Here is a 25,782-nt window from a genome sequence, read left to right as displayed (position 1 = left end):
TCCCAGTCTTATTTTTCAATTCCCTTATAGTCTCTGGCAATACTTTTCAGATAATCTCGATAAGCAATAGCCACTTTCTTTGGCTTCACAATATGTACAGTTCTTCCCATAGAAGTCAGCCAGCCATAAAATTTTTCGTCAGGCTCTGTCTGTACAACAACAAGAAAATTATCACTTCCCTTGGCTTTACAGGAAATATCTTTTCCAAAAGTATCAAAAATCTTTTCTTTTACAGAATTTCTGCAGAGAAACTTCAACTCCTTTTCCCCTTTTACAGGGATTTCAGGAGCTACAGTCTTTACCACTTCTGTCTTCACTGTTTCTGTAGCTTCTGTTTTCTTTTCCTCCTGTACAGACTTCTCTTGCTGTATCTCAGGATCTGCAGACCGCTCCAGATAGTAACCGCCCTCACGGCCTCTCTTATACTGTATCTCCATACCAAATTCCCGGAGAGTTTCCATATCATCATAAATACTTTTTCTCTCAGCACGGATTCCATGCTCTTCAAGAGTTAACAGGATTTCCTGCATAGTAATAGGCTTTCCTCCCGCACTTTCGTTCAGCATCTTTTCCAGATATAAAATCTTACTCTTTTGATTACATGATTTCGCCATATTATCCCCTTACAAATCTGTGGTATACATACTCATTTGCTTCTTTTTCCTGACTGTCATCCAGCGGTGCAAGTTCTATCTTTTTTCCATACTTCTGTTCCAGCGCATGGCTGATCAGCCAGTCTGCAAGCTGTGGATTTTTTGGCAGAAGAGGTCCGTGAAGATAGGTTCCGATCACATTTTTATATACAACGCCCTCATATCCTGATTTTCCGTCATTTCCTGCACCATATAAAACCTTTCCCAAGGGCTTATTATCTTTAATATAGGTTCTTCCTCCGTGATTCTCAAAACCTACAATAGGCATATCAAACAGATCGCTTTGCAGTACGATATTATCAATCAGACGTCCTTCTCCCTGCTCTGTGTACAGATCTACCAATTCCAGTCCCTTCATGGTTCCCTGCTCTGTTTTGTAATAATTTCCCAAAAGTTGATAACCACCACAAATTGCGATCACAACTCCATAATTCTCTACATAGGCTTTAAAATCCTTCTGAATTTCCTTAAGCTTTTCGCATACCAGCATCTGCTCACGGTCGGAACCTCCGCCCAGCAGCACAATGTCCAGCTTTGAAAAATCAATTTCATCCTCCAGTTCAAAGGGAATAGTCTCGGCCTCAATTCCACGCCACTGACATCTCTTCATCAGACACTGGATATTTCCTCTGTCCCCGTACAGATTCAGAAGATCCGGATATAAATGCCCTATTGTAATTTTCATGATTTCTCACCCTCCAGCTTCTTCAGAATATTCCTGGTACTGAACAATGCGGTGTAATTTACCAGTACATACAGATTTCCTACTCCATCTTTTACACGGTCACGGATTGCCTTCTCCACATCGCCCTCCAGAATAGAAGGAATATCCACATATTTCAGACGGAGACGCATATCCTGACAACGGATACCACTGACTGTAATTGATCGGATGCTCTCCTCACCCAGAAGATCAAAATCCACATCCCACAGCCAGGAAATATCTGTCCCGTCCTGGGCATTATCATTAATGGCAATTATGATGTCCTTAGGTGATTTGTCCTGCATCACAGCAGAAATATTCTGGTTAAATCCTGCCGGATTTTTTGCAAGATTCAGGGTAACTCCGGTTCCCATGATTCGGAATTGCTCCATTCTGCCGTTTTCAGGATTAAATTTCTGAAGCATATCCTGGAAATGATCTCCCGCAAATCCTGCTGTACGTACTGCGGCATAAGCAGCCAGAATATTATATACATTATAAAAACCCTTATAATTGGCAACTATATGCTTATCCTCCACCCGGAAACTTAACTGATCTCCCACCTTTACATCCTCAGCATCAAAGTTAAGCTCAGGTCTTGCAAAACCACATTTCGGACAGTGATAGTCACCTAACTGGCTGTAATGATAGAAACCATACTCCAGTTTCTCTCCACAGCGTTTACAGAAACGTCCCTCTCGTATCTCATTAGCTGCAGACTGTATCACAGGTTTACTGATTCCATAAGTAACATATGGGTTTCCGGCATCCATAGCCAGGTAGGCTGACAGGGCATCATCACCATTGACAATGATCTTCATGTCCGGAATCTTCTGCATCATTTCCTCCAGGATCTTCATGGTAATATCAATCTCACCGTAACGATCCAGCTGATCCCGGAACAGATTTGTCAAAAGCATATAGTCCGGTTTGATCCGTGGGAAAATATGTCTGGTTGATGCTTCATCTGCCTCAATGCATGCATAATCTGCATCAATCTTTCCATTCCATTTCGCAGCAAGTACAAAAGCTGCCACTACTCCATTTAACATATTGGAGCCTGTATGGTTACAGATTACCTTCTGCCCTTCAGCCTCCAGAGCTGCGCAGAGCATATTATTGGTTGTGGTTTTTCCATTGGTTCCACAGGTTGCAAAAATGCCCTTGCGCACCTGAGAGGAAAGCTGTTCCAGAATATCCGGGCAGATACCCAGCGCGATCTTACCAGCCCAGGTCACCCCCTGCCTTCCCATTTTCTTGCAGATGTATCCTGCCAGTTTTGCTGCAGTCACAGCAATCATCACTCTAATTTTCATGTTTATCTATATCCTTTTTATCCAAATTCAGATCTCTGTCCTGAAGATAATCGGAACATATGCCGGCAACACCTTTCTGCATATATTCTTTTGCTTCCTTCAGATCATTTACAGTATAAATATAAAGCTTTATTCCCTTTTTGTCAAAAATATCCTGCACATCTTCACTCCAATATTTGTAATATACGGTAGCTGCAGGAATCCCTTTTTCCTTGCAAAAAGATGCAATTTCCTTCAGGTCCTTTACAGAATATTCCTGCCACAGAGAATAGATATAAGTTGGGAAATTATAAAGCAATGCAGTTCCTGCAAACATAGGCTGCGTATAAATCTCAGGTATGATCTGATCCAACACTTCCTCTGCTCCCGCAGCTTCCGCGATCTCCAGATAGTCTGCATAATCCTCCACTGTGGTCTGGTAGCTTCTCACCGAATACTGTTTGGAATCCAGCATCACAAATGCATCAGGATAGTTTTTCAGCAGTTTCAGAAAATCTGCCAGGGTCATAGGTGTATATTTTTTATAGATAGGACTGGAAAGAAACTCTGCTTCAGAAAGAACTCTTGCCTTATCTCCTTCCCACTGTCCCATAGGCTGTGTCCAACTGTGGCGGCATACCCAGACGCCATCAGAAGTCTTTGTCAGGTCTACCTCAAACAGTCTGCATCCCATCTGATAACTGGCCAGAAAACTTTCCTTTGAGTTCAGATAGGTCTTATCTCCGATTCCTCCCAGTGCATGTGCCACAGTTTTATAATTCTCCCAGGAAAAAGCCGGTGTAGTTACAGAAGCAGGAAATACCTCCTGCCCCCACAAAAAAGCTGCAATCCCCATCATTTCCAAAAAAAGAAGCAGCATTCGGCCAAATATTCCTGCTTTACTTTTCTTCTTATCTTGTTTCAATTATGTTCTCCTGATCACAGGTTCCTATGCATTTTCCCCTGCGATCTTCACTTATGTATTTTATAAAGATTTGCTAAATAGTATAAATCATTGTTCTCTACGATTTTACGCTATCCTCATCTAATAATCAAGGAGAAAATTATTCCTGCAAATTTTTATGTTATAGGCACATTATAGAGTAATTTCCTATAACGTAAAAAGCTGTATATACATGGCTTACGCCACATATATACAGCTCTGTTTTTGGAAATTTAAGCAATTATACTAACTCGATGAGTACTTCCATTGCTGCATCACCTTTACGTGGTCCGATCTTTACGATTCTTGTGTAACCACCGTTACGGTCAGCATATTTTGGAGCGATCTCTTCGAACATTTTAGCAACCATATCTACGTCTTTTGTGTTTTTCTTTCTTCCGGCGCCCTTTGCAGGTACTTCTTTAACCGGATAGAAAACTTTCATCATCTGACGACGAGCATGAAGTCTGGAAGGAGTATCTTTCTTGATCTCTTTCTGAACTTCATCGTATACAGTTTTCTTCTTTCCGTCAACAACTTCTTTCACTCTCTTGCCTTCAGCATCTTTACGTGCAACTTTAGCAGTTACAGTAACAGTTTCGAAGTTATCTTTTTCGCGAACAGCCATAGCTACCAGGCTCTCTGCGATTTTACGGATTTCTTTTGCTTTAGCTTCTGTGGTAACGATTTTTCCATGATATAAAAGGCTTGTTACCTGGCTTCTCAGTAATGCTTTTCTCTGATCAGAAGTTCTGCTTAATTTTCTATATTTTGCCATTTGATTTTCCTCCATCTGTGGGACAGCCGGACACGCTTGTTCGGTCTTACTGTCCGGCTGCTTAGGCATTCCCACCGTATAATCTCTTCGTTAGGGGAGTTCTTACTCTTCTGTTGGCTGAAGCTGTAATCCCAGCTCTTTCAGTTTTGCAAGAACCTCTTCTAATGACTTGCGACCCAGGTTACGAACCTTCATCATATCATCAGAAGTCTTGTTACATAATTCTTCAACTGTATTAATGCCGGCTCTCTTCAAGCAGTTATAGGAACGAACTGATAACTCAAGTTCATCAATGCTCATTTCCAGAACTTTTTCTTTTTCATTGTCTTCTTTCTCGATCATAACCTCAGCGGTCTTTGCATTCTCGGAAAGATCAATGAAAAGGCTTAAGTGCTCGCTTAATACTTTTGCTGCAAGGCTTACTGCCTCATCCGGATCCAGTGTACCATTTGTATACACATCCAGTGTCAGCTTATCATAATCAGTTACCTGACCAACACGGGTATTCTCTACACTCATATTTACTCTGTCAACCGGTGTATAAATGGAATCCACTGCAAGTACACCGATCGGCATATCATCAGATTTACCCTTTTCAGCACTGATATATCCACGACCCTTTGTAATAGTAAGCTCCATAGCCAGTCTGCAGTCTTTACCACCATTTAAGGTAGCGATCACCTGATCCGGATTCATGATCTCGATATCCTGGTCAGCCTGAATTTCTGCTGCAGTTACCACACCGGAACCTTCACACTCAATGTATGCTGTTTTCGGCTCATTATCTGTACTGTGGTTCTTGATCGCAAGGCTCTTCAGATTCATGATGATTTCGCTTACGTCCTCTTTTACGCCCGGAATAGAGCTGAATTCGTGAAGCACACCATCAATTTTGACCTGGCTTACTGCTGCACCCGGCAGGGAAGACAGCATAATTCTTCTTAAAGAATTTCCCAATGTAAGTCCATATCCTCTTTCCAGAGGCTCAACTACAAATCTGCCAAATCTCTTATCTTCGGATAATTCAGTAATCTCGATTTTTGGTTTATTAAAATCAAACACTATAGGGTTCCCTCCTTCTGGGTTAATGAAAGTTTGAGGGTATTAATTATAATCCTATGGATTATTTGGAGTACAACTCGACGATAAGCATCTCGTTAACCGGAACATCGATAGCAGCTCTGTTTGGAAGCTCTTTTACAGTTCCTTTCAGGTTTTCCTGATCTACATCGATCCATTCTGGAACAAGACGTCCACCTGTTACTTCGAGAACAGCTTTGTATCTCTCAGAACCTTTGGATTTTTCTCTGATTTCGATCTGATCACCAGCTTTTACAAGGTAGGAAGGAATGTTTACACATTTTCCGTTTACAAGTACATGCTTGTGGTCAACGATCTGACGAGCTTCTCTTCTTGTTCTTGCAAATCCCATACGGAATACTACATTGTCAAGTCTGCTCTCCAGCATGATCATCAGGTTTTCACCAGTCTGTCCAGGCATTCTGTCAGCTTTGTCATAGTAGTTGTGGAAAGGTTTTTCCAGAACTCCGTAGATGAATTTTGCTTTCTGTTTTTCTCTTAACTGTAAACCATACTCAGACATTTTACGATTTGCACGTTTTAACTGTCTTGTGGATTTTTTGTCAATTCCTAAATAAATCGGATCCAGGCCAAGGGATCTGCATCTTTTCAGAACAGGCACTCTATTTACTGCCATTTCTCAAATACCTCCTAATATTCTAAATCAATCAGACTCTTCTGCGTTTTGGTGGGCGGCAACCATTGTGTGGTACCGGAGTTACGTCACGGATGCTTGTTACTTCCAGTCCGCATGCCTGAAGGGCACGGATTGCTGCTTCACGTCCAGAACCTGGTCCTTTTACCATAACGTCTACAGTTTTTAAACCATGAATAAGAGCAGCCTTTGTTGCAGTCTCAGCTGCCATCTGTGCTGCATAAGGAGTAGATTTCCTTGAACCTCTAAATCCAAGACCACCGGCACTTGCCCATGAAAGAGCATTTCCTTCATTATCAGTCAGGGTAACAATTGTATTGTTGAAAGAAGACTGAATATGTGCCTGTCCGTGTTCAACGTTTTTCTTGACACGACGTTTTGTTGTCGCTTTTTTTGTCACTTTAGCCATTTTAAAACTAACCTACACTTTCCTGATTATCAAATATATTTGTTACAAAGAATTATTTCTTCTTGTTAGCTACTGTTCTCTTAGGACCTTTACGTGTTCTAGCGTTGGTCTTAGTCTTCTGACCACGAACCGGAAGTCCTTTACGATGACGGATACCTCTGTAGCATCCGATTTCCTGCAGTCTCTTAATGTTGAGGGCGATTTCACGACGAAGGTCACCTTCTACTGTCATTGTTTCATCAATTACTGCGCTCAGTCTCTTTACTTCGTCATCAGTCAGATCTCTGACACGTGTGTCAGGATTAACCTCAGCCTTTGCAAGAATTTTGTCAGCGCTTGGTCTACCAATACCATAAATATAGGTAAGACCGATTTCAATACGTTTTTCTCTTGGTAAGTCTACACCAGCTATACGAGCCATGTACTGTTTCCTCCATTTTCTTACTTGAAAGCTTCCATAGTGCCTGTACACCACTTACTGATCCATTTGATCCGCAAGGTGAAATGGGGTGCATCTGTCACCTGCTTTCATTATTTCTTAGTTCCTAATTGGGGTGCCTCGGTAAAACACCCAGCTGCAATTGGCGAATAGCAGCCTTTCCGAATGTTGCGGCCAACGGGCCAACGTTGCCTCTCGGTATTAGGCAATACATGCTAAAACTATTTAAACAGTCTGAACAACCCTTCCGGGTGTCTCACACTGCAGCCGCACGTTTCACAAACCTGAATCAGTGAATCAACCCTGACGCTGTTTGTGTTTTGGATTCTCACAGATAATTCTGATGGATCCTTTTCTCTTGATGATCTTGCATTTCTCGCAGATCGGCTTTACAGATGATCTTACTTTCACTGGAAATCCTCCTTCCGTAAATTCATTAAAATCTGCAGTTTTGAACACGCAAAAAGACATACTATCTGCGCGTTCGGGTTATATAGTATCACAACAAAAAATAAAATGCAAGCACTTTTTTAAATAAAATCGCATTTTCTACGCATTTCCTTTACAGCGCAAAAAAAGAGAACCAGATTTCTCCGGCCCTCTTTCTCATCACTGCACCAAATGCAGTCAATATTTCTTATTTATCTCTCCAGATAATTCTGCCCTTGGACAGATCATACGGAGACAGTTCAATTGTAACTTTATCTCCGGGAAGAATACGGATGAAATTCATACGTAACTTTCCACTGATATGTGCAAGCACCACATGTTTGTTCTCCAGTTCCACTTTAAACATCGCATTAGGCAGCTTTTCCAGAACAGTGCCTTCCACTTCAATTACATCTGCTTTTGACATTTTAAACCTCCTGTATGTCGTCCAATTATTTCGTAAGAGTCAGAATCTCCGGATCTCCGTCTGTAATAAGAATCGTATTCTCATAGTGAGCAGAAAGAGAACCATCCATAGTTACAACTGTCCACTCATCATCCAGCCATGCCACATCTGCTCGTCCCAGATTGATCATAGGCTCTACAGCAAGTGTCATACCCGGCATCAGACGAACTCCTCTTCTCTTCTGTGGAAAATTAGGGATCTGCGGATCCTCATGAAGGTGAGTGCCGATTCCATGTCCAACCAGGTCACGGACAATTCCGTAATGATATTTGGCAGCGTGAGCACCGATCGCTTTGGAAATATCATTCAGATGATTTCCTGCACGTGCGGCCTTAAGTCCTTCAAAGAAACACTCTCTGGTCACATCCATCAGCTTACGTGCCTCCGGTGAAACCTCACCGACAGCATAAGTCCTCGCTGCATCAGAATGATACCCCTTATAAATAAGACCGGCATCAATCTTTACAAGGTCTCCCTCCTGAATGATTTTCTCTTCAGACGGGATTCCATGAACTACCTCATCATTCAGACTGATACAGAATGATCCGGGAAATCCTCCGTAGTTCAGAAAATTCGGGATACAGCCCATATCACGTATCATCTGTTCTCCGATACGGTCAATCTCCTTGGTGCTCACTCCCGGTTTAATGTACGGGATCAGTCCATCATGCACTTCCTCAAGCAGATGTCCTGCCTCTCTCATAAGTTCAATTTCATGTTCTGTCTTGATAGAAACCGACATTTTACCTCCAGATGGTGTTTGAAAACACCCGATTACTCTCCCAGGATGGCAACAATATCTGCAAATACCTCTTCCAGATCCTTTGTGCCATCTACTGATTTTAAAATTCCCTCTTTAGTATAATAATCGATCAGCGGCTGTGTCTGCTCATGGTATACATTAAGACGTTTCTGAACTGTTTCAGGCTGGTCATCATCGCGAAGCACCAGTTTCTCTCCACAGGTATCACAAACGCCCTCAACCTTCGGTGCTGCATGTACTACATGATAAGTAGCACCACATTTCAGGCAGGCACGTCTTCCGGACATACGATTTACAATATTGGAATCCGGAACATCCACATCGATTGCATAGTCAACTTTACTTCCCAGTTTGTTCAGAGCTTCTGTTAAACACTCTGCCTGAGGAATTGTTCTTGGAAAACCATCCAATACATAGCCATTTGCTGCATCCGGCTGTTTTATTCTATCCACAACCAGATCACAGGTCAGTTCATCAGGTACAAGAAGTCCCTGATCCATATAAGTTTTTGCTTTTTTACCCAGTTCTGTTCCATTTTTGATGTTTGCGCGGAAAATATCTCCGGTAGAAATGTGCGGAATCTGATATTTCGCAGCAATTTTCTTCGCCTGAGTTCCTTTTCCTGCTCCCGGTGCACCTAACATAATGATTTTCATAAGATAATACCCTCCGTTTTCTTTTTTAGCAAATCAAGGCTGTGATGCAATGCACCACAACCTCTCATTTTTAATTGTTCAGGAAGCCTTTGTAATTACGCACGAGAAGCTGAGATTCAATCTGTTTCACTGTCTCAAGGATAACTCCTACGATAATGATGATAGATGTACCACCAAAGGAAACATTTGCTCCAAATACACCATTAAAGATAAATGGGATTACGCACACAATAATAAGACCTACTGCACCTATAAATATAATATAATTTAAGATATTAGTCAAATAATCTGACGTAGGTTTTCCAGGACGGATGCCTGGGATAAAACCACCCTGCTTTTTGATATTGTCTGCTACCTCCAGCGGATTGAATGTGATGGAAGTATAGAAATATGCAAAGAAAACGCAAAGCACGATGTAAAGAACCAGTCCCCAACTATACTGAAGCTGAGAAGGATTACACCAGTTATTAGAAGAAAGACCTCTCAGGATCTCACTTCCGATTCCTGTTCCGTTGCCTTTACCGGTCAGCTGTGCAATAACAGTTGGGAAAGACATCAGGGATGATGCAAAAATGACAGGAATAACACCTGCAGTATTTACCTTCAGAGGGATATTGGTGGACTGACCGCCCATCATTTTTCTTCCCACCATTTTCTTGGAATACTGTACAGGGATTCTTCTCTCTGCTCCGTTAAGGATAAGTACCAGAACTACTACTACAAGGATAACAGCTGCAATAATGATTCCTGCAAGAGTACCTTTTGCAATGGTCTTTCCTTTAATAAAGTTCTCATATAACAAAGCTAAGTCGCTTGGCACTCTGGAGATGATATTAATAGTAAGTACGATGGAAATACCATTTCCAACACCTTTTTCTGTAATACGCTCACCCAGCCACATCAGCATAGCTGAACCGGCTGTAAGGCAGGCTACTACTACCACACCTTTAAAGAAATTCATGTTCGGGATCATGCCCTGGCGGCCAAAACCAATTGCCATCGCAACAGATTCAAACAATGCAAGACCGACTGTCACATAACGTGTGATCGCGGTCATCTTTTTTCTTCCCTCTTCACCATCACGCTGCATTTCTTCCAGTGACGGAATGGCAATGGTAAGAAGCTGAATGATAATGGAAGACGTAATGTATGGTGTGATGTTCAATGCGAAAATTGACATTCGCTCAAATGAGCCACCGGTAAATGCATCAAAGAAGTTAAATGCATCTCCGGTATTGCTGCTGAACCACTGTTTGAAGAAATCACTGTCAACACCCGGAACCGGGATCTGGCAGCCGATACGGATGATAAATATCATCCATATCAGATACAGCAGTTTACGTCTCATTTCTTTCACTCTAAAAACATTTTTAAGAGTTTCAAACATTAGATCACCTCTACTGTACCACCAGCAGCTTCAATTTTTGATTTTGCAGTCTCGCTGACAGCGTTAACCTTGACATTAAGTTTCTTTGTCAGCTCACCGTTTCCAAGAATTTTAACGCCATCAGCGATCTTGGAGATTGCACCGTTTGCAAGTAAGCTTTCTACTGTAACTTCTGCACCATCTTCAAAACGGTTCAGTACGTCAACGTTGATTGCAATGATCTCTTTTGTATTTCTGTTTTTGAATCCTCTCTTAGGCAGACGTCTGTATAAAGGCATCTGTCCACCTTCAAATCCCGGTTTCTTGTGACCGGAACGAGCTAACTGTCCTTTGTGTCCTTTACCGGCTGTCTTGCCGTTTCCAGAACCATGTCCACGGCCTCTTCTGAAGTTATCGCTGTGCTTAGAACCTTCTGCTGGTCTTAAGTTTGATAATTCCATGTTGGCACCTCCTTATTATTATTTCAAATCTATAAGTTCAGATCGTATCTTTTCTGAATATGTTTCTGTATGTTCCCGCTACTCTTGTGAATAACAGGCTTAAATCAGATCCATATCAGAGTTCTCTCTGGTTAAATCGCAATTAAGCTTCTTCAACCTTTACCAGGTGCTGTACCTGCTGAATCATTCCTCTGGTTGCAGCATTATCTGGCATTTCAACTGTTTTGTGCATTTTTGTAAGACCCATAGCTACAACAGTTTTTTTATGCTTCGGAACTGCACCAATAGGAGATTTTACTAATGTAACTTTTAATGTATCTGCCATTTTTGTATTCCTCCTTAAGCCAGAATCTCATCAACAGATTTTCCACGAAGTTTAGCAACTTCTTCTGGAGTTTTTAACTGTCTTAAGCCTTCAATTGTTGCAAGAACAACGTTCTGTTTGTTTCTGGATCCCATACATTTTGTACGGATGTTTTTGATACCAGCTAACTCGATTACCGCACGGGCAGGACCGCCGGCGATAACTCCAGTACCTTCCGGAGCTCTCTTCAGAAGCATTTCAGCGCTTCCGTATTTTCCAACGAAGTCATGTGTAATAGAGTTGTTTTCGTCTCTTGCTACTGTAACTAATTTTTTCATAGCATCCTCTTTTCCTTTGCGGATTGCTTCAGGAATTTCGGCTGCTTTACCTAAACCTGCACCAACGTGTCCGTTGCCGTCACCTACAACAACTAAAGCTGTGAAACGGAAGTTACGACCACCTTTAACAACCTTGGTAACACGCTTGATTGATACTACTTTATCTTCTAATTCTAACTGACTAGCATCAATAAGATTACGTTTCATGTGTTTCGCTCCTCCTTATTAGAATTTCAGCCCAGCTTCTCTTGCTGCGTCTGCCAGTGCTTTAACTTTACCGTGGTACATGTAGCCTCCTCTGTCGAAAACAACGCTTTCGATACCAGCTTCAACAGCTTTCTTACCAATAACGGTTCCTAAATGTGCAGCTGCTGCTACATCATCAGTATTCTCTAACTCAGCTCTTACTTCTTTCTGAAGAGTAGAAGCAGATACTAAAGTTTTTCCTACAGTGTCATCAATGATCTGAGCATACATATGCTTGTTGGAACGAAATACTGCTAAACGAGGTATTGTTGCAGTTCCGTTTAAATGATGACGTAATCTTCTATGCTTATTCTCACGAATTTTCGCTCTAGATGCTTTATTTACCATTTTCTCACCCTCCTGAATTATTTCTTACCAGTCTTACCAACTTTACGTCTGATAACTTCATCAGCATACTTGATACCTTTGCCCTTGTATGGCTCAGGTCTTCTCTTGTCTCTGATCTCAGCTGCAAACTGGCCGACTTTTTCTTTACTGATACCGGATACGATAATCTTGTTACCATCAACTTTGGTTTCGATTCCGTCTGGATCTTCCATTTCTACCGGATGAGAATATCCAAGGCTAAGCACAAGCTTTTTGCCCTGTTTTGCTGCTTTATAACCTACACCGTTAACTTCAAGCTCTTTTGTATAGCCTTCGCTTACACCAACAACCATGTTGTGGATCAAGCTTCTTGTTAAACCGTGAAGAGATTTCATTTTCTTTAAGTCGTTTGGTCTGGATACTACTACATGACCATCTTCAACTTTGATTTCCATTTCTGTAGGAAGTGTTCTTTCGAGTGTTCCTTTTGGTCCTTTTACAGTTACTACGTTGCCTTCAGCGACTTTTACTTCTACGCCTGCAGGAATAGCAACCGGAAGTCTACCAATTCGTGACATATGTTTGTCCTCCTTACTTAGATTATCGGAGAGGATGTTTCATCCTCTCTGTTTTCAGTTTGTTCTCTATAAAAAATCTTGGTTCAAATTACCAAACGAATGCTAATACTTCGCCGCCAACCTGAAGTTTGCGAGCTTCTTTGTCAGTAATAACACCTTTGTTTGTAGAAAGGATTGCGATTCCAAGTCCACCAAGAACTTTTGGAAGCTGATCCTTGCCTGCGTAGATACGAAGACCAGGTTTGGAGATTCTCTTTAAACCAGTGATGATTTTTTCGTTTTTGTCTTCACCGTATTTCAGTGTGATATGAAGAGTTTTAACAACTCCGTCTTCAACTAAATCATATTTTGCAATATATCCTTCATCAACAAGGATGTTAGCAATTGCAATTTTCATTTTGGATGCCGGAACATCTACTGTGTCGTGTTTTGCAGTATTTGCGTTACGGATTCTTGTAAGCATATCTGCGATTGGATCGCTCATTGTCATGTTAGTTTCCTCCTATAATTCAGACTTTACATGTGCATCTATATTTATTGTTTACATTGTTACCTGTTTTATCATAAATCTCGCTTGGACACATGACCGGACTGATAAATCAGCCGATCGTTTATTAATATTGAAATCCGGTTCCTACCAGGAAGCCTTCTTAACGCCCGGGATCTGTCCTTTGTAAGCTAATTCACGGAAGCAGATTCTGCAGATTCCGTATTTTCTTAAAACAGAATGTGGACGTCCACAAATGTTGCAACGTGTATATTCTCTTGTGGAGAATTTAGCTTTGCGCTGCTGTTTGATTTTCATTGCTGTTTTAGCCATGAATCGTTCCTCCTATTATTTTGCAAACGGCATATTGAATAATGTCAGTAATTCACGAGCTTCTTCATCAGTCTTTGCTGTAGTAACGAAGATGATATCCATACCTCTTACTTTGTCAACTTTATCATATTCAACTTCCGGGAAGATCAGCTGCTCTTTGATACCCAGAGCATAGTTTCCACGGCCATCGAATGCGTTCGGGTTAACACCACGGAAGTCACGTACACGAGGAAGTGCAAGGTTGATCAGACGATCAGCGAACTCATACATCTTTTCTCCTCTTAATGTAACTTTACATCCGATCGGCATACCCTCTCTGATTTTAAAGTTAGCGACAGATTTTTTAGCCTTTGTAGCGATTGCTTTCTGTCCTGTGATCAGCTCCATATCTGCGATTGCAGCATCCAGAAGCTTAGCGTTTTCTTTGGCTTCACCAACACCCATATTGATTACGATCTTATCGAGTTTTGGCACTTCCATAACATTTTTGTATCCAAATTTTTTGGTCATGGCATCCATGATCTCATTTTTGTACATTTCTTTTAATCTACTCACTTGTCATGCCTCCTCTCTTAATTAGTCGATAACCTTACCGGTCTTTTTAGCAACACGGACTTTTTTATCTCCGTCCATCTGGAAGCCTACTCTTGTAGCCTGTCCATCAACAACTAACATAACGTTGGAGATATGAAGAGGAGCTTCTTTTGTGATGATTCCACCCTGCTGGTTTGCAGCAGATGGTTTGCTGTGTTTTGTAACCTTGTTGATGTTCTCAACAACTACGGTATTGTCTTTTGCGTTAACTGCAAGGACTTTACCCTCTTTGCCATTATCTTTACCAGCGATAACCTTTACAGTATCACCTTTTTTAATTTTCATAGCTGACATTAGGCACCCTCCTATAATACTTCCGGAGCTAAGGAAACGATCTTCATGAATTTCTTCTCACGAAGTTCTCTGGCAACTGGTCCAAAGATACGTGTTCCTCTCGGAGTTAAGTCGTCTTTAATGATTACGGCAGCATTTTCATCGAAACGGATGTAAGATCCGTCTTTACGACGAGCGCCTTTTTTAGTTCTAACTACAACAGCTTTTACAACGTCACCTTTTTTAACAACGCCGCCTGGTGTTGCATCTTTAACAGTAGCAACGATTGTATCGCCAATGTTTGCATATCTTCTTGTAGAGCCGCCCATAACACGAATACAAAGGATTTCTTTTGCACCAGTGTTGTCGGCAACCTTCAGTCTTGTTTCCTGCTGAATCATACTGGTATCCTCCTTATTTAACTTTCTCTACGATCTCAACCAGTCTCCATCTCTTATCCTTGGATAACGGTCTGGTTTCCATAACTTTTACGGTATCACCGATATTACACTCATTATTTTCGTCATGAGCTTTTAATTTATATGTTCTCTTCACGATTTTTTTGTAAAGAGGATGTTTTACATGGTCTTCAATAGCAACAACAATGGTCTTGTCCATCTTATTGCTGACAACCTTACCCACGCGGGTTTTTCTCAGATTTCTTTCCACGATAGTTTCCTCCTATTATTTGGAAGCGTTAGCCTGCTCAGTGATCACTGTCTGGATTCTTGCAATGTTCTTGCGAACCTCTTTGATACGGCTTGTATTGTCTAATTGGTTAGTTGCATTCTGAAATCTCAGATTGAAAAGTTCTTTTTTAGCAGCTACTAATTCTTCATTCAATTCTGCAGCTGATTTTGCCTTTAAATCTTCCACGAATTTATTAATTTTCACTGTTATCACCGCCTTCTAAGTCTGCACGAGAAACGATTTTGCATTTACATGGTAACTTGTGCATAGCAAGACGTAATGCTTCACGAGCGATTTCTTCAGAAACGCCTGCGATTTCGAACATTACACGTCCTGGCTTAACAACTGCTACCCAGTATTCAAGAGTACCTTTTCCGGAACCCATTCGTGTTTCTGCTGGTTTCGCTGTTACTGGTTTATCTGGGAAAATCTTAATCCAAACCTGACCACCACGTTTGATATAACGGGTCATAGCAACACGGGCTGCCTCGATCTGGTTGGAACGGATCCAACACGGTTCGGTTGCAACAAGTCCGAATTCACCATAATTGATCTTATTACCTCTAAGGGCTTTTCCTCTCATGGAGCCACGGAATTGTTTACGACGTTTTACTCTTTTTGGCATTAACATTATTTATCGCTCCCTTCCTTAGTTCCTTTTGTTGGAAGTACTTCGCCATTGTAGACCCAAGCTTTTACGCCAACTTTGCCGTATGTTGTGTCTGCTTCTGCGAATCCATAGTCAATATCTGCACGAAGTGTCTGAAGCGGAATAGTTCCTTCGCTGTAGAACTCTGTACGAGCCATATCAGCTCCACCAAGACGTCCGGATACGGATGTTTTGATACCTTTAGCTCCAGCCTTCATTGTTCTCTGCATTGTAGATTTCATAGCACGTCTGAAAGAGATACGGTTCTCAAGCTGCAGTGCGATATTCTCTGCTACTAACTGAGCATCCTTGTCTGGTCTCTTTACTTCTTTGATATCTACGATAAGTTTTTTGTCTGTGAATTTCTTTAATTCAGCTTTTACTTTTTCGATCTCAGCTCCGCCCTTACCGATTACGATACCAGGTTTAGCTGTGTAGATGATGATCTTAACTCTGTCAGATGCTCTTTCGATTTCAATCTTGGAAACACCTGCGCTGTATAATTTCTTTTTAAGGAATGTTCTGATGTTGTAGTCTTCTACCAGGTAATCAGCGAAGTCTGCATCAGCATACCATCTTGAATCCCAATCCTTGATAACACCGACTCTAAGGCCATGTGGGTTAACTTTCTGTCCCATGCTTTTCCTCCTTATCTTTCATCCAGCACGATGGTGATATGGCTTGTTCTCTTCTCGATTCTGTAAGCTCTACCCTGTGCTCTTGGCTGAATTCTCTTCATTGTAGGTCCTTTATCTGCATAGCAGGCTGCAACGTAGAGGTTGTCTGCATTCATTCCGTTGTTGTTTTCAGCATTTGCAATTGCTGACTCAAGAAGTTTCTTGATCACGCTGGAAGCGTATCTTGGGTTGTATGTTAAGATACCAAGTGCTGTCTGCACATCTTTACCGCGGATTACATCTAACACGTAGCAGGCTTTCTGAACAGAAATTCTTGCGTAAGATAATTTTGCAGACGGTCTTGTCTCTCTATTACTCTCATTTCTGGCTCTTTTTATCTGGCTTCTATGTCCCTTTGCCATTTTAAAGTGCCTCCTTTCCATTTTCTCTCAATATCAGGTTAACCTGCCTGCTGCATTGCAGCAGACAGAATATAAAGTCAAATACTAGCGAACACCGGATTTCTTTTCGTCTTTTCCGTGTCCTCTGTAGGTTCTGGTTGCAACGAACTCACCAAGTTTGTGGCCAACCATATCCTCTGTTACATATACCGGCACGTGTTTTCTTCCGTCATGGACAGCGATTGTGTGTCCTACGAAGGACGGGAAGATTGTAGAACGGCGTGACCAGGTTTTGATAACGGATTTATCATTTGCAGCGTTTAACGCATCTACTTTTTTCAGTAAGCTTGCATCTGCAAAAGGTCCTTTTTTCAGTGAACGAGACATGCTTAATCCTCCTTATTATTTCGATAAAGCTTTTCCATCGCGTCTTCTTACGATGAGCTTGTTGGACGGTTTGTTTTTCTTTCTTGTCTTCAGACCAAGAGCAGGTTTTCCCCATGGAGTGCATGGACCTGGGCGACCGATACCGGTCTTTCCTTCACCACCACCATGTGGATGGTCATTCGGGTTCATTACGGAACCACGAACAGTAGGTCTGATACCCATGTTACGTTTACGTCCGGCTTTACCGATGTTAATCAGGTTGTGATCTCCGTTTCCGACAACACCAACAGATGCGCGGCATACGATCGGAACCATTCTCATTTCACCAGATGGCAGACGCAGTGTTGCGTATTTGCCTTCTTTAGCCATTAACTGAGCGCCGTTTCCAGCAGAACGAACCATCTGTCCGCCCTTTCCAGGATGAAGCTCAATGTTGTGTACCATAGTACCAACCGGGATAAGCTCTAATGGTAAGCAGTTACCAACACGAACTTCTGCTTCTGCTCCGTTCATGACTTTCTGGCCTACTTTTAAGCCTTCCGGTGCAAGGATATATGCTTTCTCGCCATCTGCATAGCAGATAAGAGCGATGTTTGCTGTTCTGTTTGGATCATACTCGATGGAAACTACTGTTGCAGCGATTCCATCTTTTCTTCTCTTGAAGTCGATGATTCTGTATTTTCTTCTGCTTCCGCCTCCGCGGTGTCTAACTGTGATTTTACCCTGGTTGTTACGTCCAGCGTTTTTCTTTAAAGACACGGTAAGAGATTTCTCTGGTGTAGATTTTGTGATCTCTGAGAAATCGGAACCAGTCATATGTCTTCTAGACGGTGTATATGGGTTATAACTTTTGATTCCCATTTTTGTTCTCCTTTCAAATTTGTCCTCACGCTTTTGAATGCGTATACTCGCGATAATCAGAGTGCCGGGGATTCATAAGAAGCAGACCGTCATGCTCGCATGTAAGGTCGGATTCTTGTGAAGACTCATAAGCGTGTAACGCGGCTGAGGAAGCAAAGCTTCCGAAGTGGCACCCGTACCGCTGAAGCCATCAATTAAAGTCCTTCGAAGATTTCAATATCTTTGCTGTCTTCTGTCAGAGCTACGATAGCTTTTTTGGTTTTAGCAGTTGTTCCAACTGTCATACCACGGCGTTTTTTCTTTCCATCCATATTCATGGTGTTAACGCTCTTTACTTTTGTTCCTTCGAACATTTTCTCTACAGCTTCTTTGATCTGAGATTTATTTGCTTCTGGATGAACTAAGAAAGTGTATTTCTTTTCAGCCATTGCATTCATGGATTTTTCTGTAATCACTGGTTTCTTGATTACGTCATAGTACTTGATATCAGCCATTATGCATATACCTCCTCGATGGATGCTACAGCATCTTTGGTTACGATTACGGTGTTGTGTTTCATAACATCGTATACGTTGATTGTACTTGGAGTTGCAGTCTGAACATCAGCGATGTTTCTTGTAGAAAGGATTACGTTCTTGTCATCTGTTGCTGTGATAACCAGAGCTTTTTCTGCTTTCAGGTTTGTAAGAACCTTCTGCATTTCCTTTGTCTTAACATCTGCTAATGTAAGAGCATCAACAACTACTAATTTATTGTCCTGAACTTTAGAAGTCAGAGCAGATTTTAAAGCAGCTCTTCTTTCTTTCTTGTTCATTTTTACTTCATAATCTCTTGGTACCGGAGCGAATACAACACCGCCGCCAGTCCACTGTGGTGCACGGATGGAACCCTGTCTAGCATGACCTGTTCCTTTCTGTCTCCACGGTTTTCTTCCGCCGCCGCTTACTTCAGAACGAGTTCTAGCTTTCTGAGTACCCTGGCGATTATTTGCAAGCTGACGAACAACAGCAAGGTGAACAAGATGCTCATTGACTTCTACGCCAAACACTGCATCATTCAGTTCCATTGTTCCAACTTCGTTGCCTTCCATATTATAAACAGTTACGTTTGCCATTTGTGTGCTCCTCCTTTCTTATTATAAGGACTTTACTGTCTCTTTGATTGTTACCAAAGATTTCTTAGGTCCTGGAACAGCACCCTTAACTAACAGTAAGTTATTCTCTGTATCTACGCGTACGATCTCAAGGTTCTGTACAGTAACCTGAACATTTCCCATATGACCTGGCATGTGTTTTCCTTTGAATACCTTGCTCGGATCAGAACAAGCACCATTGGAACCTGCATGACGGTGATATTTGGAGCCGTGAGCCATAGGTCCTCTGGACTGGCCATGTCTCTTGATCGCACCCTGGAAACCTTTACCTTTGGAAACAGCTGTTGCATCAATGTGATCGCCGTCTGCAAAGATATCAGCTTTAATTTCCTGTCCTACTGCATACTCAGCAGCGTTATCAAATCTGAACTCTTTAACGAATCTCTTTACTGCAACGCCAGCTTTGTCAAAGTGTCCTTTTTCCGGTTTGTTAACAAGGCTTTCTCTGATGTCGCCGAATCCAACCTGAACTGCAGCGTATCCGTCGTTTTCTTCTGTCTTAACCTGAGTTACGACACAAGGACCAGCCTGTAAAACTGTTACCGGAATTAACTGGCCGTCTTCATTGAAGATCTGAGTCATTCCGACTTTAGTAGCTAAAATAGCTTTCTTCATTTCTTTCTTCCTCCTTATAGCGGATTACCGATTACCGGCAATCATATAGTAAATAGCTTAATGCTTAAAGCATTATCATAATTTAAGATGCTTATTTGGTCTTCATTTTGATATCAATATGAACACCTGCAGGCATTTCCAGTCTGGACAGCGCATCTACTGTCTTCTGGGTTGGTGTAAGAATATCGATCAGTCTCTTATGTGTTCTCTGCTCAAACTGCTCTCTGGAATCTTTGTATTTGTGAACGGCTCTTAAGATTGTAACAACCTCTTTCTTTGTAGGAAGTGGAACCGGTCCGCTTACCATTGCTCCGTTCTTTTTAACAGTTTCGATGATTTTTGCAGCAGATGCATCTACTAACTGATGATCATATGCCTTTAATGTGATTCTCATTACCTGATTTGCCATAAAAAAAGTCTCCTCCTATTCGTACTTTTCAAGCAGTACGACAAGCGGCGACTGTACACATCTCCGTGTGTGTCATCAATTTTTTCCACACACGCCCATCCCATGATGGTCTTTCTGAACTTGTACAGTGACTTGTCGTCAGTTTTCAAACTTGACATTCGCTCCACGGAAAACCTGCCATCTGTCTGGCAGCAACCTCGCGCTTCATTGCTATCAATGTCACAACAAATAGGAGTATACACGACCTTTTGGGAAATTGCAAGTATTTTTTTTACTTTTTTATTTTTTGTTTATTCTACCCTGTGATCAGGCATTCACCCGAAAAATGCAGACATTTTGCACAATAACAAATGCGAAACCTGAATTTATATCAGATTCCGCATTTACTCATTCCTAATTCTGTTTTTCCGCAGATGCAGGTTTGGCACCGGCTACAATATCTGAGTAATCAAAAAGTGTAACCTTTGTAATATCATCTTTCACTATATCAGGGGCATCTCCCTGGTTTTTGGCACTCTCTGCAATCTGTGCTGCTGACCATACCGGGATTGCCATACGTCTTATAGGAAGTGATTCTGTTTCTTCTTCCTCATCCACAGGTGCTTCCGGCTCCTGTTTTTCTTCTTCCAGCGCTTCCTTTAGATGTGTCACAATATTTTCTGTAGGAGAAATCACCACTTCTTTCTCCGGCTCCTCCTGCTGTGTCTCCGGCTCATCTGCTGTTGCTGCTGCAATTTCCTTTTTCAGCAGCTCATGAGCCTCGCTGGTAGCAGTCTGTACTGTAACCGGCTTTTCGTTGTCCGGTTCCAGTTCATCCTCATAGATCGTATCCACGAAGCCACCGGTACGTATTTTTTTTCTGGGGGCATCTGCTCCCTTTCGGTTCTGCTTTTCTTCTTTTCTGATCTGTTTTTCTTCTTCTTTATATCTCCGTTGTCTGGCTTTTTCTTCCCGTTTCAGTTCTTTCTTACTTTTCACATAACCGGGCTCTGTATCCATCTCATCATAATCATCCTGGGGATCTTTCTTCCACAGCTCTGCTATAATATAGAGGATAATCAGGAAAAGTACAGCCAGTCCCAGAATAATAAGTCCCTCAATACTTTCAGTGGCGATCAGAAGATATCCTACATATCCTATAGTGATCACTACCTTTGGGAAGTACTCCTTCGCCTGTACTGTAAGAGCTTTCTCTTTGGAATTGGAAGCATCGATAACCTGAAAGGTCTTATTCTTCTGGTCGATCTCGGTGATCATATATTTGTAAGCCTTGGAGTCTCCCTGATAAAGAATGGAATCTCCCACAGCAGCTTCCTCCGTTTTCACAGGAATTGCATAGGTAACTGATCCCATCGGAAGATTGGTTTCCTTGCTGGAGTCATCCAGGATCTCTGTTGTAATTCCCAGAAAAGGCGGAACAGCCAGGCCGACAACGCATATAATAGTACAGATAACAATAAAATGTACAATAAATTTCAAAAACTTCGACATAGGTAATGCCCCTCATTTCTTCTAATCTCTCAAAAACACATCCAGAAAGCGGTCTTCCTTTCCGGATGTGTTTTCAGTTTTCAGATCAATAATTACTGATTACTCAGATACTGCTCAATACTGTTCATAGCAGCCTCTTCATCCTCACCATTTGCTGAAAGGGTTATCTCCTCACCAGAATCAAGTCCCAGAGTCATCATACCCATGATGCTCTTTGCATTTACCCTTTTCTTTCCAATCTCTACATATATCTCGCTGTTAAACTGGCTTGCCACCTGTACCAGCTGTGCCACAGGGCGTGCCTCCAGACCGGTTGACAGGTTAATGGTGATTGGTTTTTTAATCATAATACTTCTCCTCCTTGTTTCTCCCGCAGTTCGTCAGCCAGCTCACTCAGCTTTCTGAGCCTGTGATTGACTCCCGATTTGCCCACCTGCGGATTCAACATCATCCCTAATTCTTTTAATGTAGCTTCCGGATATTGCATCCTCAACTCCGCGATCTGTACAAGTCCCTCATTCAGCTGTTCAAACCCTATTGTCTGCTGAATCAGTCTGATATCCTCCATCTGCTTGACAGCCGCATTTACCGTTTTATTAATGTTCGCAGTTTCACAGTTCACTTTTCTGTTAATGGAATTTCTCATTTCCTTCAGAATGCGGATGTTTTCCAGGTCCATCAATGCCACATTCGCTTCCATTACGGCCAGCATGTCTACAATCTGTGCACCCTCCTTCACATAGACCACATGTGATTTCTTACGCTGCACGATCTTGGCATCTACTGAAAAGCTACGAATAATTGTCTGCAGTTCTCTGGCTTTTCTCTCATTGGGATATACAATTTCAAAATGATACCCTTTCTCCGGATCACTGATGGAACCGGATGCAAGAAAAGCCCCCCTGATATACGCCCTCTTACAGCAATTCTGCTGTACTACCAGCAGATCCTGCAGAAAAAGCGAATCATGGTCTTTACTGTCCGGGGCCAGCTTTGCCGCCTGAAGAATTGCCTGGATCTCTTCTGGTCTGGATATCTCAATTGTGTATACCTTGAACCATTTCAGGTGACTACTCTCCCGCACAGATACTTCTTTCTCTATATTAAATGTTTTTTGCAATAATGTAAAGCACTTTCTTGCAACTGCTTCATTTTCTATCTGGATTTTAAGTTTATCCCCCTGAGGCAGATGCTGCAATTTTCCGCAGGAACAAAGAATAGCAGCCAGTTCTGCGATCATACAGTGTCTTGCCGTTCCCACCTGTCTGGAAAGTTCTTCTTTCACCATCCCTGAAAAAGACATTTCCCGGTCTCACCTCTCATGTTTTTTTAGCAGTCTGTCCTTACCTATATCTCTGTGTTCCAGACGGAATCCATATCTCTCATTCCCGGACAGCCTGGAATATAATTCTCTGGCCAAAGTCACAGAACGGTGCTTTCCGCCTGTACATCCAATGGCAATGACCAGATTGGTCTTGCCTTCCTTTACATAGTTGGGGATCAGAAAATTGATCATATCCTCAAGCTTATCTGCAAACTTCCTGGCAGTATCACAGTTCATTACATAATTGAACACTCCATCGTCCATTCCTGTCATGGGACGAAGTTCATCCACATAATATGGATTGGGCAGAAAGCGCACATCAAACACCAGATCCGCATCAGCCGGTATCCCATACTTAAACCCAAAGGAAAGCACAGAAACCATCATATTACAGAAATCCTGATTTGCCACAAAAATCCTCTCTATTTCCTGCTTCAGCTCCCGTGTAAGCAAATGGCTGGTATCTATAATATAATCTGCCCTTTTTTTGAGGAACTGCATTTTTTCTCTTTCCAGGCGGATTCCGTCATCCACTCTGCCCCCCATAGCCAGAGGATGGCTTCTGCGTGTTTCCTTGTAGCGCTTCACCAGCACACTATCCTCTGCATCCAGGAAAAGGATCTCAAACTCATATCCTGCTTTCTTCATCCGATCCAGCACAGCCTCCAGCTCATCCAGGGATCTGCCACTGCGGGCATCGATTCCCAGTGCCACATTCTGTACATCCTCTCCATGTATTTCCGGCATCAGAGATGCAAATTTCTCCAACAATGGAATAGGAAGATTATCCACACAAAAATAATTTGCATCCTCAAGCATTTTCAATGCTGCTGTTTTTCCTGCCCCTGATACTCCCGTCACGATCACAAAACGCATGATTTATCTCCTGTTCTGTCTAAAATTCTCCAAGGAATTTCACTTCCGGTTCCAGTGTTACACCAAACTGCTCCTGAACCTTTTCCCTGACATTCTCTATCAATGTAAGTACATCTGCTGCTGTTGCATTTCCTTTATTGATCACAAAGCCACAATGCTTCTCTGATACCTGGGCATCCCCCACCTGATAACCTCTCAGGCCTGCATCCATGATCAGCTTCCCTGCAAAATATCCTTCCGGTCTTTTGAAGGTACTTCCTGCACTTGGATATTCCAACGGCTGTTTGCTCACTCTCTTTTCTGTCAGATCCTTTGTTATGTCTCTGATCTTATCCATATCTCCCTGTTCCAGAACAAGTCTTGCCTCCAGAACCAGATAACCGGCTTTTTTGATCCTGCTGGTTCTGTATCCCATGTCCAGCTTTTCCACAGGAAGTGTCAGGATTTCTCCCTGCTCTGTCATAACAACTGCTTCCTTCAACACATCCTTCAGCTCTCCGCCGTAGGCACCGGCATTCATAAATACAGCTCCTCCCAGAGTTCCCGGAATCCCGCCTGCAAATTCAAATCCTGTCAGAGATGCGTTCCTTGCGGCTGCCGCGATCTGGGAAAGCAGTGCTCCTGAAGAAGCACAGATTTCATTTCCTTCTACTGAAATATTGCTGAAATTACGGTACAGCTGTATGATCACACCTCTGTATCCCTTATCACTTACCAGCAGGTTACTTCCATTTCCAAGTATAAAATAGGGAAGCTCCTCCTCACGGCATATTTCCAGTATTCCCCTTACCTCATCTACTGTAGACGGAAGTAAGAAGAAGTCCGCCGGACCTCCGATGCGGAAAGTAGTATGGCGTTTCATAGGCTCATCTACAAGTACCCTGTCCTTTCCCAGCAGATTCCAAAATTTCTCTATTACTTTCTGATTCACAGATTCTATTCCTCATACTTTCTATTTTTATTTTTCCTGCCCATTCTTTTTCCCCTGGGCTGATTGTCCCATTCTTTCCCCAGAAGGTCTCTCACCACTGCTCCTGCCAGCATAAATCCTGCTGTCCCCGCTACAAAGGAAAGGCTGTTCCCCTCTTGGCTGTTTTCTGTTTTCCAGTCATTTTTTTCTCTGGAACAAAGCACCTTTACCTTTCGGATTCCTTTTTTTCGAAGCTGGGTACGAACCACCCTGGCCAGCGGGCCTACACTGGTTCTGGAAATATCCATAACCTCAAGTCTGGACGGATCCAGCTTATCACAGACATCCATACAGGAAATCACCGGAGTTTTGCTTATTCTTGCATTTTCGATCAGCAGCACCTTGGATGCTGCACTATCAATGGTATCTACAATATAATCATAATTACTCAGGTCAAACATTCCCGCTGTTTCTTCATTATAAAAGGTCTCATAGGTATGAACCAGTATTTCCTCATCAATATCTCTGATTCTCGCCTTGGCTACCTGCACATTGCTCTCGCCAACAGTAGAATGAAGGGCATAGAAAGTTCTGTTTATATCATTTACAGATACCCTTCCATTATCCACAAGGGTCAGACTTGCCACCCCACATCTGGCCAGTGCCTCAGCTACATAGGAACCTACACCTCCCAGGCCAAAGACTGCGATCCTGGCCCGCCCCAGTACATCAGCCACAGCAGTTCCGGCCAGAACCTTTGCCCCTGAAAATGCCTCCGCCATACATAAACCTCCTCAAACTCTCTTCATCCGCAGTCAGACAG

At 42.3% G+C, this 25,782-nt stretch carries 41 protein-coding genes; all 41 read right to left on the bottom strand.

Features of this window, described 5'->3' with window-relative positions:
- Nucleotides 1-8 precede the first annotated feature (8 nt).
- The 41 genes from ACTNDS_RS00640 to ACTNDS_RS00440 all read right to left on the bottom strand — a co-directional run bounded on the left by ACTNDS_RS00640 (nucleotide 9) and on the right by ACTNDS_RS00440 (nucleotide 25,741).
- Nucleotides 9-614, bottom strand: coding sequence for a hypothetical protein (locus ACTNDS_RS00640; RefSeq protein ID WP_441032517.1), 606 nt, complete (start codon nucleotides 612-614; stop codon nucleotides 9-11).
- A gap of 1 nt (nucleotide 615) precedes the next feature.
- The gene (locus ACTNDS_RS00635) at nucleotides 616-1,338 is read right to left on the bottom strand and encodes a type 1 glutamine amidotransferase (protein WP_303243462.1); all 723 of its coding nucleotides are present in this window, start codon (nucleotides 1,336-1,338) and stop codon (nucleotides 616-618) included.
- Nucleotides 1,335-2,672 carry a MurT ligase domain-containing protein gene (locus ACTNDS_RS00630; protein WP_303243461.1) on the bottom strand — a complete coding sequence of 446 codons (1,338 nt, stop codon included), beginning with the start codon at nucleotides 2,670-2,672 and terminating at the stop codon, nucleotides 1,335-1,337. The genes ACTNDS_RS00635 and ACTNDS_RS00630 overlap by 4 nt, the downstream gene beginning before the upstream one ends.
- A complete protein-coding gene (locus tag ACTNDS_RS00625; RefSeq protein WP_441032512.1) occupies nucleotides 2,662-3,576 on the bottom strand; it encodes a phosphatidylinositol-specific phospholipase C/glycerophosphodiester phosphodiesterase family protein in 915 nt (304 codons plus the stop codon). The genes ACTNDS_RS00630 and ACTNDS_RS00625 overlap by 11 nt, the downstream gene beginning before the upstream one ends.
- Nucleotides 3,577-3,835: 259 nt before the next feature.
- A complete protein-coding gene (locus tag ACTNDS_RS00620; protein ID WP_441032509.1) occupies nucleotides 3,836-4,372 on the bottom strand; it encodes a bL17 family ribosomal protein in 537 nt (178 codons plus the stop codon).
- A 102-nt stretch (nucleotides 4,373-4,474) separates the two neighbouring features.
- Nucleotides 4,475-5,434 carry a DNA-directed RNA polymerase subunit alpha gene (locus ACTNDS_RS00615; RefSeq protein WP_019162481.1) on the bottom strand — a complete coding sequence of 320 codons (960 nt, stop codon included), beginning with the start codon at nucleotides 5,432-5,434 and terminating at the stop codon, nucleotides 4,475-4,477.
- Between the two features lie 61 nt (nucleotides 5,435-5,495).
- Nucleotides 5,496-6,089 (bottom strand): 30S ribosomal protein S4, encoded by a 594-nt coding sequence (gene rpsD / locus ACTNDS_RS00610; protein WP_173743538.1) that lies wholly within the window; start codon nucleotides 6,087-6,089, stop codon nucleotides 5,496-5,498.
- Nucleotides 6,090-6,120: 31 nt separating this feature from the next.
- Nucleotides 6,121-6,516 carry a 30S ribosomal protein S11 gene (rpsK, locus tag ACTNDS_RS00605; protein ID WP_019162483.1) on the bottom strand — a complete coding sequence of 132 codons (396 nt, stop codon included), beginning with the start codon at nucleotides 6,514-6,516 and terminating at the stop codon, nucleotides 6,121-6,123.
- Nucleotides 6,517-6,568: 52 nt separating this feature from the next.
- Nucleotides 6,569-6,937 carry a 30S ribosomal protein S13 gene (rpsM, locus tag ACTNDS_RS00600; protein ID WP_008707282.1) on the bottom strand — a complete coding sequence of 123 codons (369 nt, stop codon included), beginning with the start codon at nucleotides 6,935-6,937 and terminating at the stop codon, nucleotides 6,569-6,571.
- 315 nt (nucleotides 6,938-7,252) lie between these two features.
- Nucleotides 7,253-7,366, bottom strand: coding sequence for a 50S ribosomal protein L36 (rpmJ, locus tag ACTNDS_RS00595; RefSeq protein ID WP_026077040.1), 114 nt, complete (start codon nucleotides 7,364-7,366; stop codon nucleotides 7,253-7,255).
- A gap of 226 nt (nucleotides 7,367-7,592) precedes the next feature.
- Nucleotides 7,593-7,811: a translation initiation factor IF-1 gene (gene infA / locus ACTNDS_RS00590; protein WP_005428560.1), complete on the bottom strand. Its 219-nt coding sequence runs from the start codon at nucleotides 7,809-7,811 to the stop codon at nucleotides 7,593-7,595.
- 25 nt (nucleotides 7,812-7,836) lie between these two features.
- Nucleotides 7,837-8,592 carry a type I methionyl aminopeptidase gene (gene map, locus ACTNDS_RS00585; protein WP_441032499.1) on the bottom strand — a complete coding sequence of 252 codons (756 nt, stop codon included), beginning with the start codon at nucleotides 8,590-8,592 and terminating at the stop codon, nucleotides 7,837-7,839.
- Between the two features lie 32 nt (nucleotides 8,593-8,624).
- The gene (locus ACTNDS_RS00580; protein ID WP_118509294.1) at nucleotides 8,625-9,269 is read right to left on the bottom strand and encodes an adenylate kinase; all 645 of its coding nucleotides are present in this window, start codon (nucleotides 9,267-9,269) and stop codon (nucleotides 8,625-8,627) included.
- A gap of 70 nt (nucleotides 9,270-9,339) precedes the next feature.
- Nucleotides 9,340-10,656, bottom strand: a complete 1,317-nt coding sequence (secY, locus tag ACTNDS_RS00575; RefSeq protein WP_441032495.1) for a preprotein translocase subunit SecY — start codon at nucleotides 10,654-10,656, stop codon at nucleotides 9,340-9,342.
- Nucleotides 10,656-11,096: a 50S ribosomal protein L15 gene (gene rplO / locus ACTNDS_RS00570; RefSeq protein ID WP_433845303.1), complete on the bottom strand. Its 441-nt coding sequence runs from the start codon at nucleotides 11,094-11,096 to the stop codon at nucleotides 10,656-10,658. The genes secY and rplO overlap by 1 nt, the downstream gene beginning before the upstream one ends.
- A 142-nt stretch (nucleotides 11,097-11,238) precedes the next feature.
- Entirely contained in the window at nucleotides 11,239-11,421 is a 183-nt protein-coding gene (gene rpmD, locus ACTNDS_RS00565) for a 50S ribosomal protein L30 (RefSeq protein ID WP_019162489.1), read from the bottom strand.
- Between the two features lie 14 nt (nucleotides 11,422-11,435).
- Nucleotides 11,436-11,945 (bottom strand): 30S ribosomal protein S5, encoded by a 510-nt coding sequence (gene rpsE / locus ACTNDS_RS00560; protein WP_019162490.1) that lies wholly within the window; start codon nucleotides 11,943-11,945, stop codon nucleotides 11,436-11,438.
- Between the two features lie 18 nt (nucleotides 11,946-11,963).
- Nucleotides 11,964-12,332: a 50S ribosomal protein L18 gene (gene rplR, locus ACTNDS_RS00555; protein WP_441032490.1), complete on the bottom strand. Its 369-nt coding sequence runs from the start codon at nucleotides 12,330-12,332 to the stop codon at nucleotides 11,964-11,966.
- A gap of 17 nt (nucleotides 12,333-12,349) precedes the next feature.
- Nucleotides 12,350-12,889 carry a 50S ribosomal protein L6 gene (gene rplF, locus ACTNDS_RS00550; protein ID WP_441032487.1) on the bottom strand — a complete coding sequence of 180 codons (540 nt, stop codon included), beginning with the start codon at nucleotides 12,887-12,889 and terminating at the stop codon, nucleotides 12,350-12,352.
- 88 nt (nucleotides 12,890-12,977) lie between these two features.
- Complete coding sequence (rpsH, locus tag ACTNDS_RS00545; RefSeq protein WP_019162493.1) at nucleotides 12,978-13,379, bottom strand: 30S ribosomal protein S8; 402 nt, start codon at nucleotides 13,377-13,379, stop codon at nucleotides 12,978-12,980.
- A gap of 144 nt (nucleotides 13,380-13,523) precedes the next feature.
- Complete coding sequence (locus ACTNDS_RS00540) at nucleotides 13,524-13,709, bottom strand: type Z 30S ribosomal protein S14 (protein WP_019162494.1); 186 nt, start codon at nucleotides 13,707-13,709, stop codon at nucleotides 13,524-13,526.
- A gap of 15 nt (nucleotides 13,710-13,724) precedes the next feature.
- A complete protein-coding gene (gene rplE / locus ACTNDS_RS00535; RefSeq protein WP_008707267.1) occupies nucleotides 13,725-14,264 on the bottom strand; it encodes a 50S ribosomal protein L5 in 540 nt (179 codons plus the stop codon).
- Nucleotides 14,265-14,285: 21 nt separating this feature from the next.
- Complete coding sequence (gene rplX, locus ACTNDS_RS00530; protein WP_008707266.1) at nucleotides 14,286-14,597, bottom strand: 50S ribosomal protein L24; 312 nt, start codon at nucleotides 14,595-14,597, stop codon at nucleotides 14,286-14,288.
- 11 nt (nucleotides 14,598-14,608) lie between these two features.
- On the bottom strand, nucleotides 14,609-14,977 hold the full coding sequence (rplN, locus tag ACTNDS_RS00525; RefSeq protein WP_019162495.1) for a 50S ribosomal protein L14: 369 nt from the start codon (nucleotides 14,975-14,977) through the stop codon (nucleotides 14,609-14,611).
- 13 nt (nucleotides 14,978-14,990) lie between these two features.
- Complete coding sequence (rpsQ, locus tag ACTNDS_RS00520) at nucleotides 14,991-15,245, bottom strand: 30S ribosomal protein S17 (protein ID WP_008707264.1); 255 nt, start codon at nucleotides 15,243-15,245, stop codon at nucleotides 14,991-14,993.
- Between the two features lie 15 nt (nucleotides 15,246-15,260).
- Complete coding sequence (gene rpmC / locus ACTNDS_RS00515) at nucleotides 15,261-15,470, bottom strand: 50S ribosomal protein L29 (RefSeq protein WP_019162496.1); 210 nt, start codon at nucleotides 15,468-15,470, stop codon at nucleotides 15,261-15,263.
- On the bottom strand, nucleotides 15,460-15,897 hold the full coding sequence (gene rplP, locus ACTNDS_RS00510; RefSeq protein ID WP_019162497.1) for a 50S ribosomal protein L16: 438 nt from the start codon (nucleotides 15,895-15,897) through the stop codon (nucleotides 15,460-15,462). Before rplP ends, rpmC begins: the two co-directional genes overlap by 11 nt.
- Nucleotides 15,897-16,553, bottom strand: coding sequence for a 30S ribosomal protein S3 (gene rpsC, locus ACTNDS_RS00505; RefSeq protein WP_008707259.1), 657 nt, complete (start codon nucleotides 16,551-16,553; stop codon nucleotides 15,897-15,899). Before rpsC ends, rplP begins: the two co-directional genes overlap by 1 nt.
- An 11-nt stretch (nucleotides 16,554-16,564) precedes the next feature.
- Nucleotides 16,565-16,954 (bottom strand): 50S ribosomal protein L22, encoded by a 390-nt coding sequence (gene rplV / locus ACTNDS_RS00500; protein WP_008707257.1) that lies wholly within the window; start codon nucleotides 16,952-16,954, stop codon nucleotides 16,565-16,567.
- A gap of 84 nt (nucleotides 16,955-17,038) precedes the next feature.
- The gene (rpsS, locus tag ACTNDS_RS00495) at nucleotides 17,039-17,320 is read right to left on the bottom strand and encodes a 30S ribosomal protein S19 (protein WP_008707255.1); all 282 of its coding nucleotides are present in this window, start codon (nucleotides 17,318-17,320) and stop codon (nucleotides 17,039-17,041) included.
- A gap of 15 nt (nucleotides 17,321-17,335) precedes the next feature.
- Nucleotides 17,336-18,181, bottom strand: a complete 846-nt coding sequence (gene rplB, locus ACTNDS_RS00490; protein ID WP_173743543.1) for a 50S ribosomal protein L2 — start codon at nucleotides 18,179-18,181, stop codon at nucleotides 17,336-17,338.
- A 194-nt stretch (nucleotides 18,182-18,375) separates the two neighbouring features.
- Complete coding sequence (gene rplW, locus ACTNDS_RS00485; RefSeq protein ID WP_008707251.1) at nucleotides 18,376-18,675, bottom strand: 50S ribosomal protein L23; 300 nt, start codon at nucleotides 18,673-18,675, stop codon at nucleotides 18,376-18,378.
- The gene (gene rplD, locus ACTNDS_RS00480; protein ID WP_441032473.1) at nucleotides 18,675-19,295 is read right to left on the bottom strand and encodes a 50S ribosomal protein L4; all 621 of its coding nucleotides are present in this window, start codon (nucleotides 19,293-19,295) and stop codon (nucleotides 18,675-18,677) included. Before rplD ends, rplW begins: the two co-directional genes overlap by 1 nt.
- A gap of 21 nt (nucleotides 19,296-19,316) precedes the next feature.
- Complete coding sequence (rplC, locus tag ACTNDS_RS00475; protein ID WP_173743545.1) at nucleotides 19,317-19,949, bottom strand: 50S ribosomal protein L3; 633 nt, start codon at nucleotides 19,947-19,949, stop codon at nucleotides 19,317-19,319.
- Nucleotides 19,950-20,040: 91 nt separating this feature from the next.
- The gene (gene rpsJ / locus ACTNDS_RS00470; protein WP_019162501.1) at nucleotides 20,041-20,358 is read right to left on the bottom strand and encodes a 30S ribosomal protein S10; all 318 of its coding nucleotides are present in this window, start codon (nucleotides 20,356-20,358) and stop codon (nucleotides 20,041-20,043) included.
- 393 nt (nucleotides 20,359-20,751) lie between these two features.
- Nucleotides 20,752-21,849 carry a hypothetical protein gene (locus tag ACTNDS_RS00465; RefSeq protein ID WP_441032468.1) on the bottom strand — a complete coding sequence of 366 codons (1,098 nt, stop codon included), beginning with the start codon at nucleotides 21,847-21,849 and terminating at the stop codon, nucleotides 20,752-20,754.
- Between the two features lie 92 nt (nucleotides 21,850-21,941).
- Entirely contained in the window at nucleotides 21,942-22,196 is a 255-nt protein-coding gene (locus ACTNDS_RS00460; protein ID WP_173743547.1) for an HPr family phosphocarrier protein, read from the bottom strand.
- Nucleotides 22,193-23,152 (bottom strand): DNA-binding protein WhiA, encoded by a 960-nt coding sequence (gene whiA / locus ACTNDS_RS00455; protein ID WP_441032465.1) that lies wholly within the window; start codon nucleotides 23,150-23,152, stop codon nucleotides 22,193-22,195. Before whiA ends, ACTNDS_RS00460 begins: the two co-directional genes overlap by 4 nt.
- A 9-nt stretch (nucleotides 23,153-23,161) precedes the next feature.
- Nucleotides 23,162-24,049, bottom strand: a complete 888-nt coding sequence (gene rapZ, locus ACTNDS_RS00450; RefSeq protein WP_019162505.1) for an RNase adapter RapZ — start codon at nucleotides 24,047-24,049, stop codon at nucleotides 23,162-23,164.
- A 19-nt stretch (nucleotides 24,050-24,068) separates the two neighbouring features.
- Nucleotides 24,069-24,980, bottom strand: a complete 912-nt coding sequence (gene murB, locus ACTNDS_RS00445) for a UDP-N-acetylmuramate dehydrogenase (RefSeq protein ID WP_186995261.1) — start codon at nucleotides 24,978-24,980, stop codon at nucleotides 24,069-24,071.
- A 5-nt stretch (nucleotides 24,981-24,985) separates the two neighbouring features.
- Nucleotides 24,986-25,741: a tRNA threonylcarbamoyladenosine dehydratase gene (locus ACTNDS_RS00440; RefSeq protein ID WP_441032460.1), complete on the bottom strand. Its 756-nt coding sequence runs from the start codon at nucleotides 25,739-25,741 to the stop codon at nucleotides 24,986-24,988.
- Nucleotides 25,742-25,782 lie beyond the last annotated feature (41 nt).

This window comes from Blautia sp. HCP3S3_C12 (assembly GCF_052064155.1).
Classification (GTDB): domain Bacteria; phylum Bacillota; class Clostridia; order Lachnospirales; family Lachnospiraceae; genus Blautia_A.
This window is presented reverse-complemented; position numbering and strand designations above follow the sequence as displayed.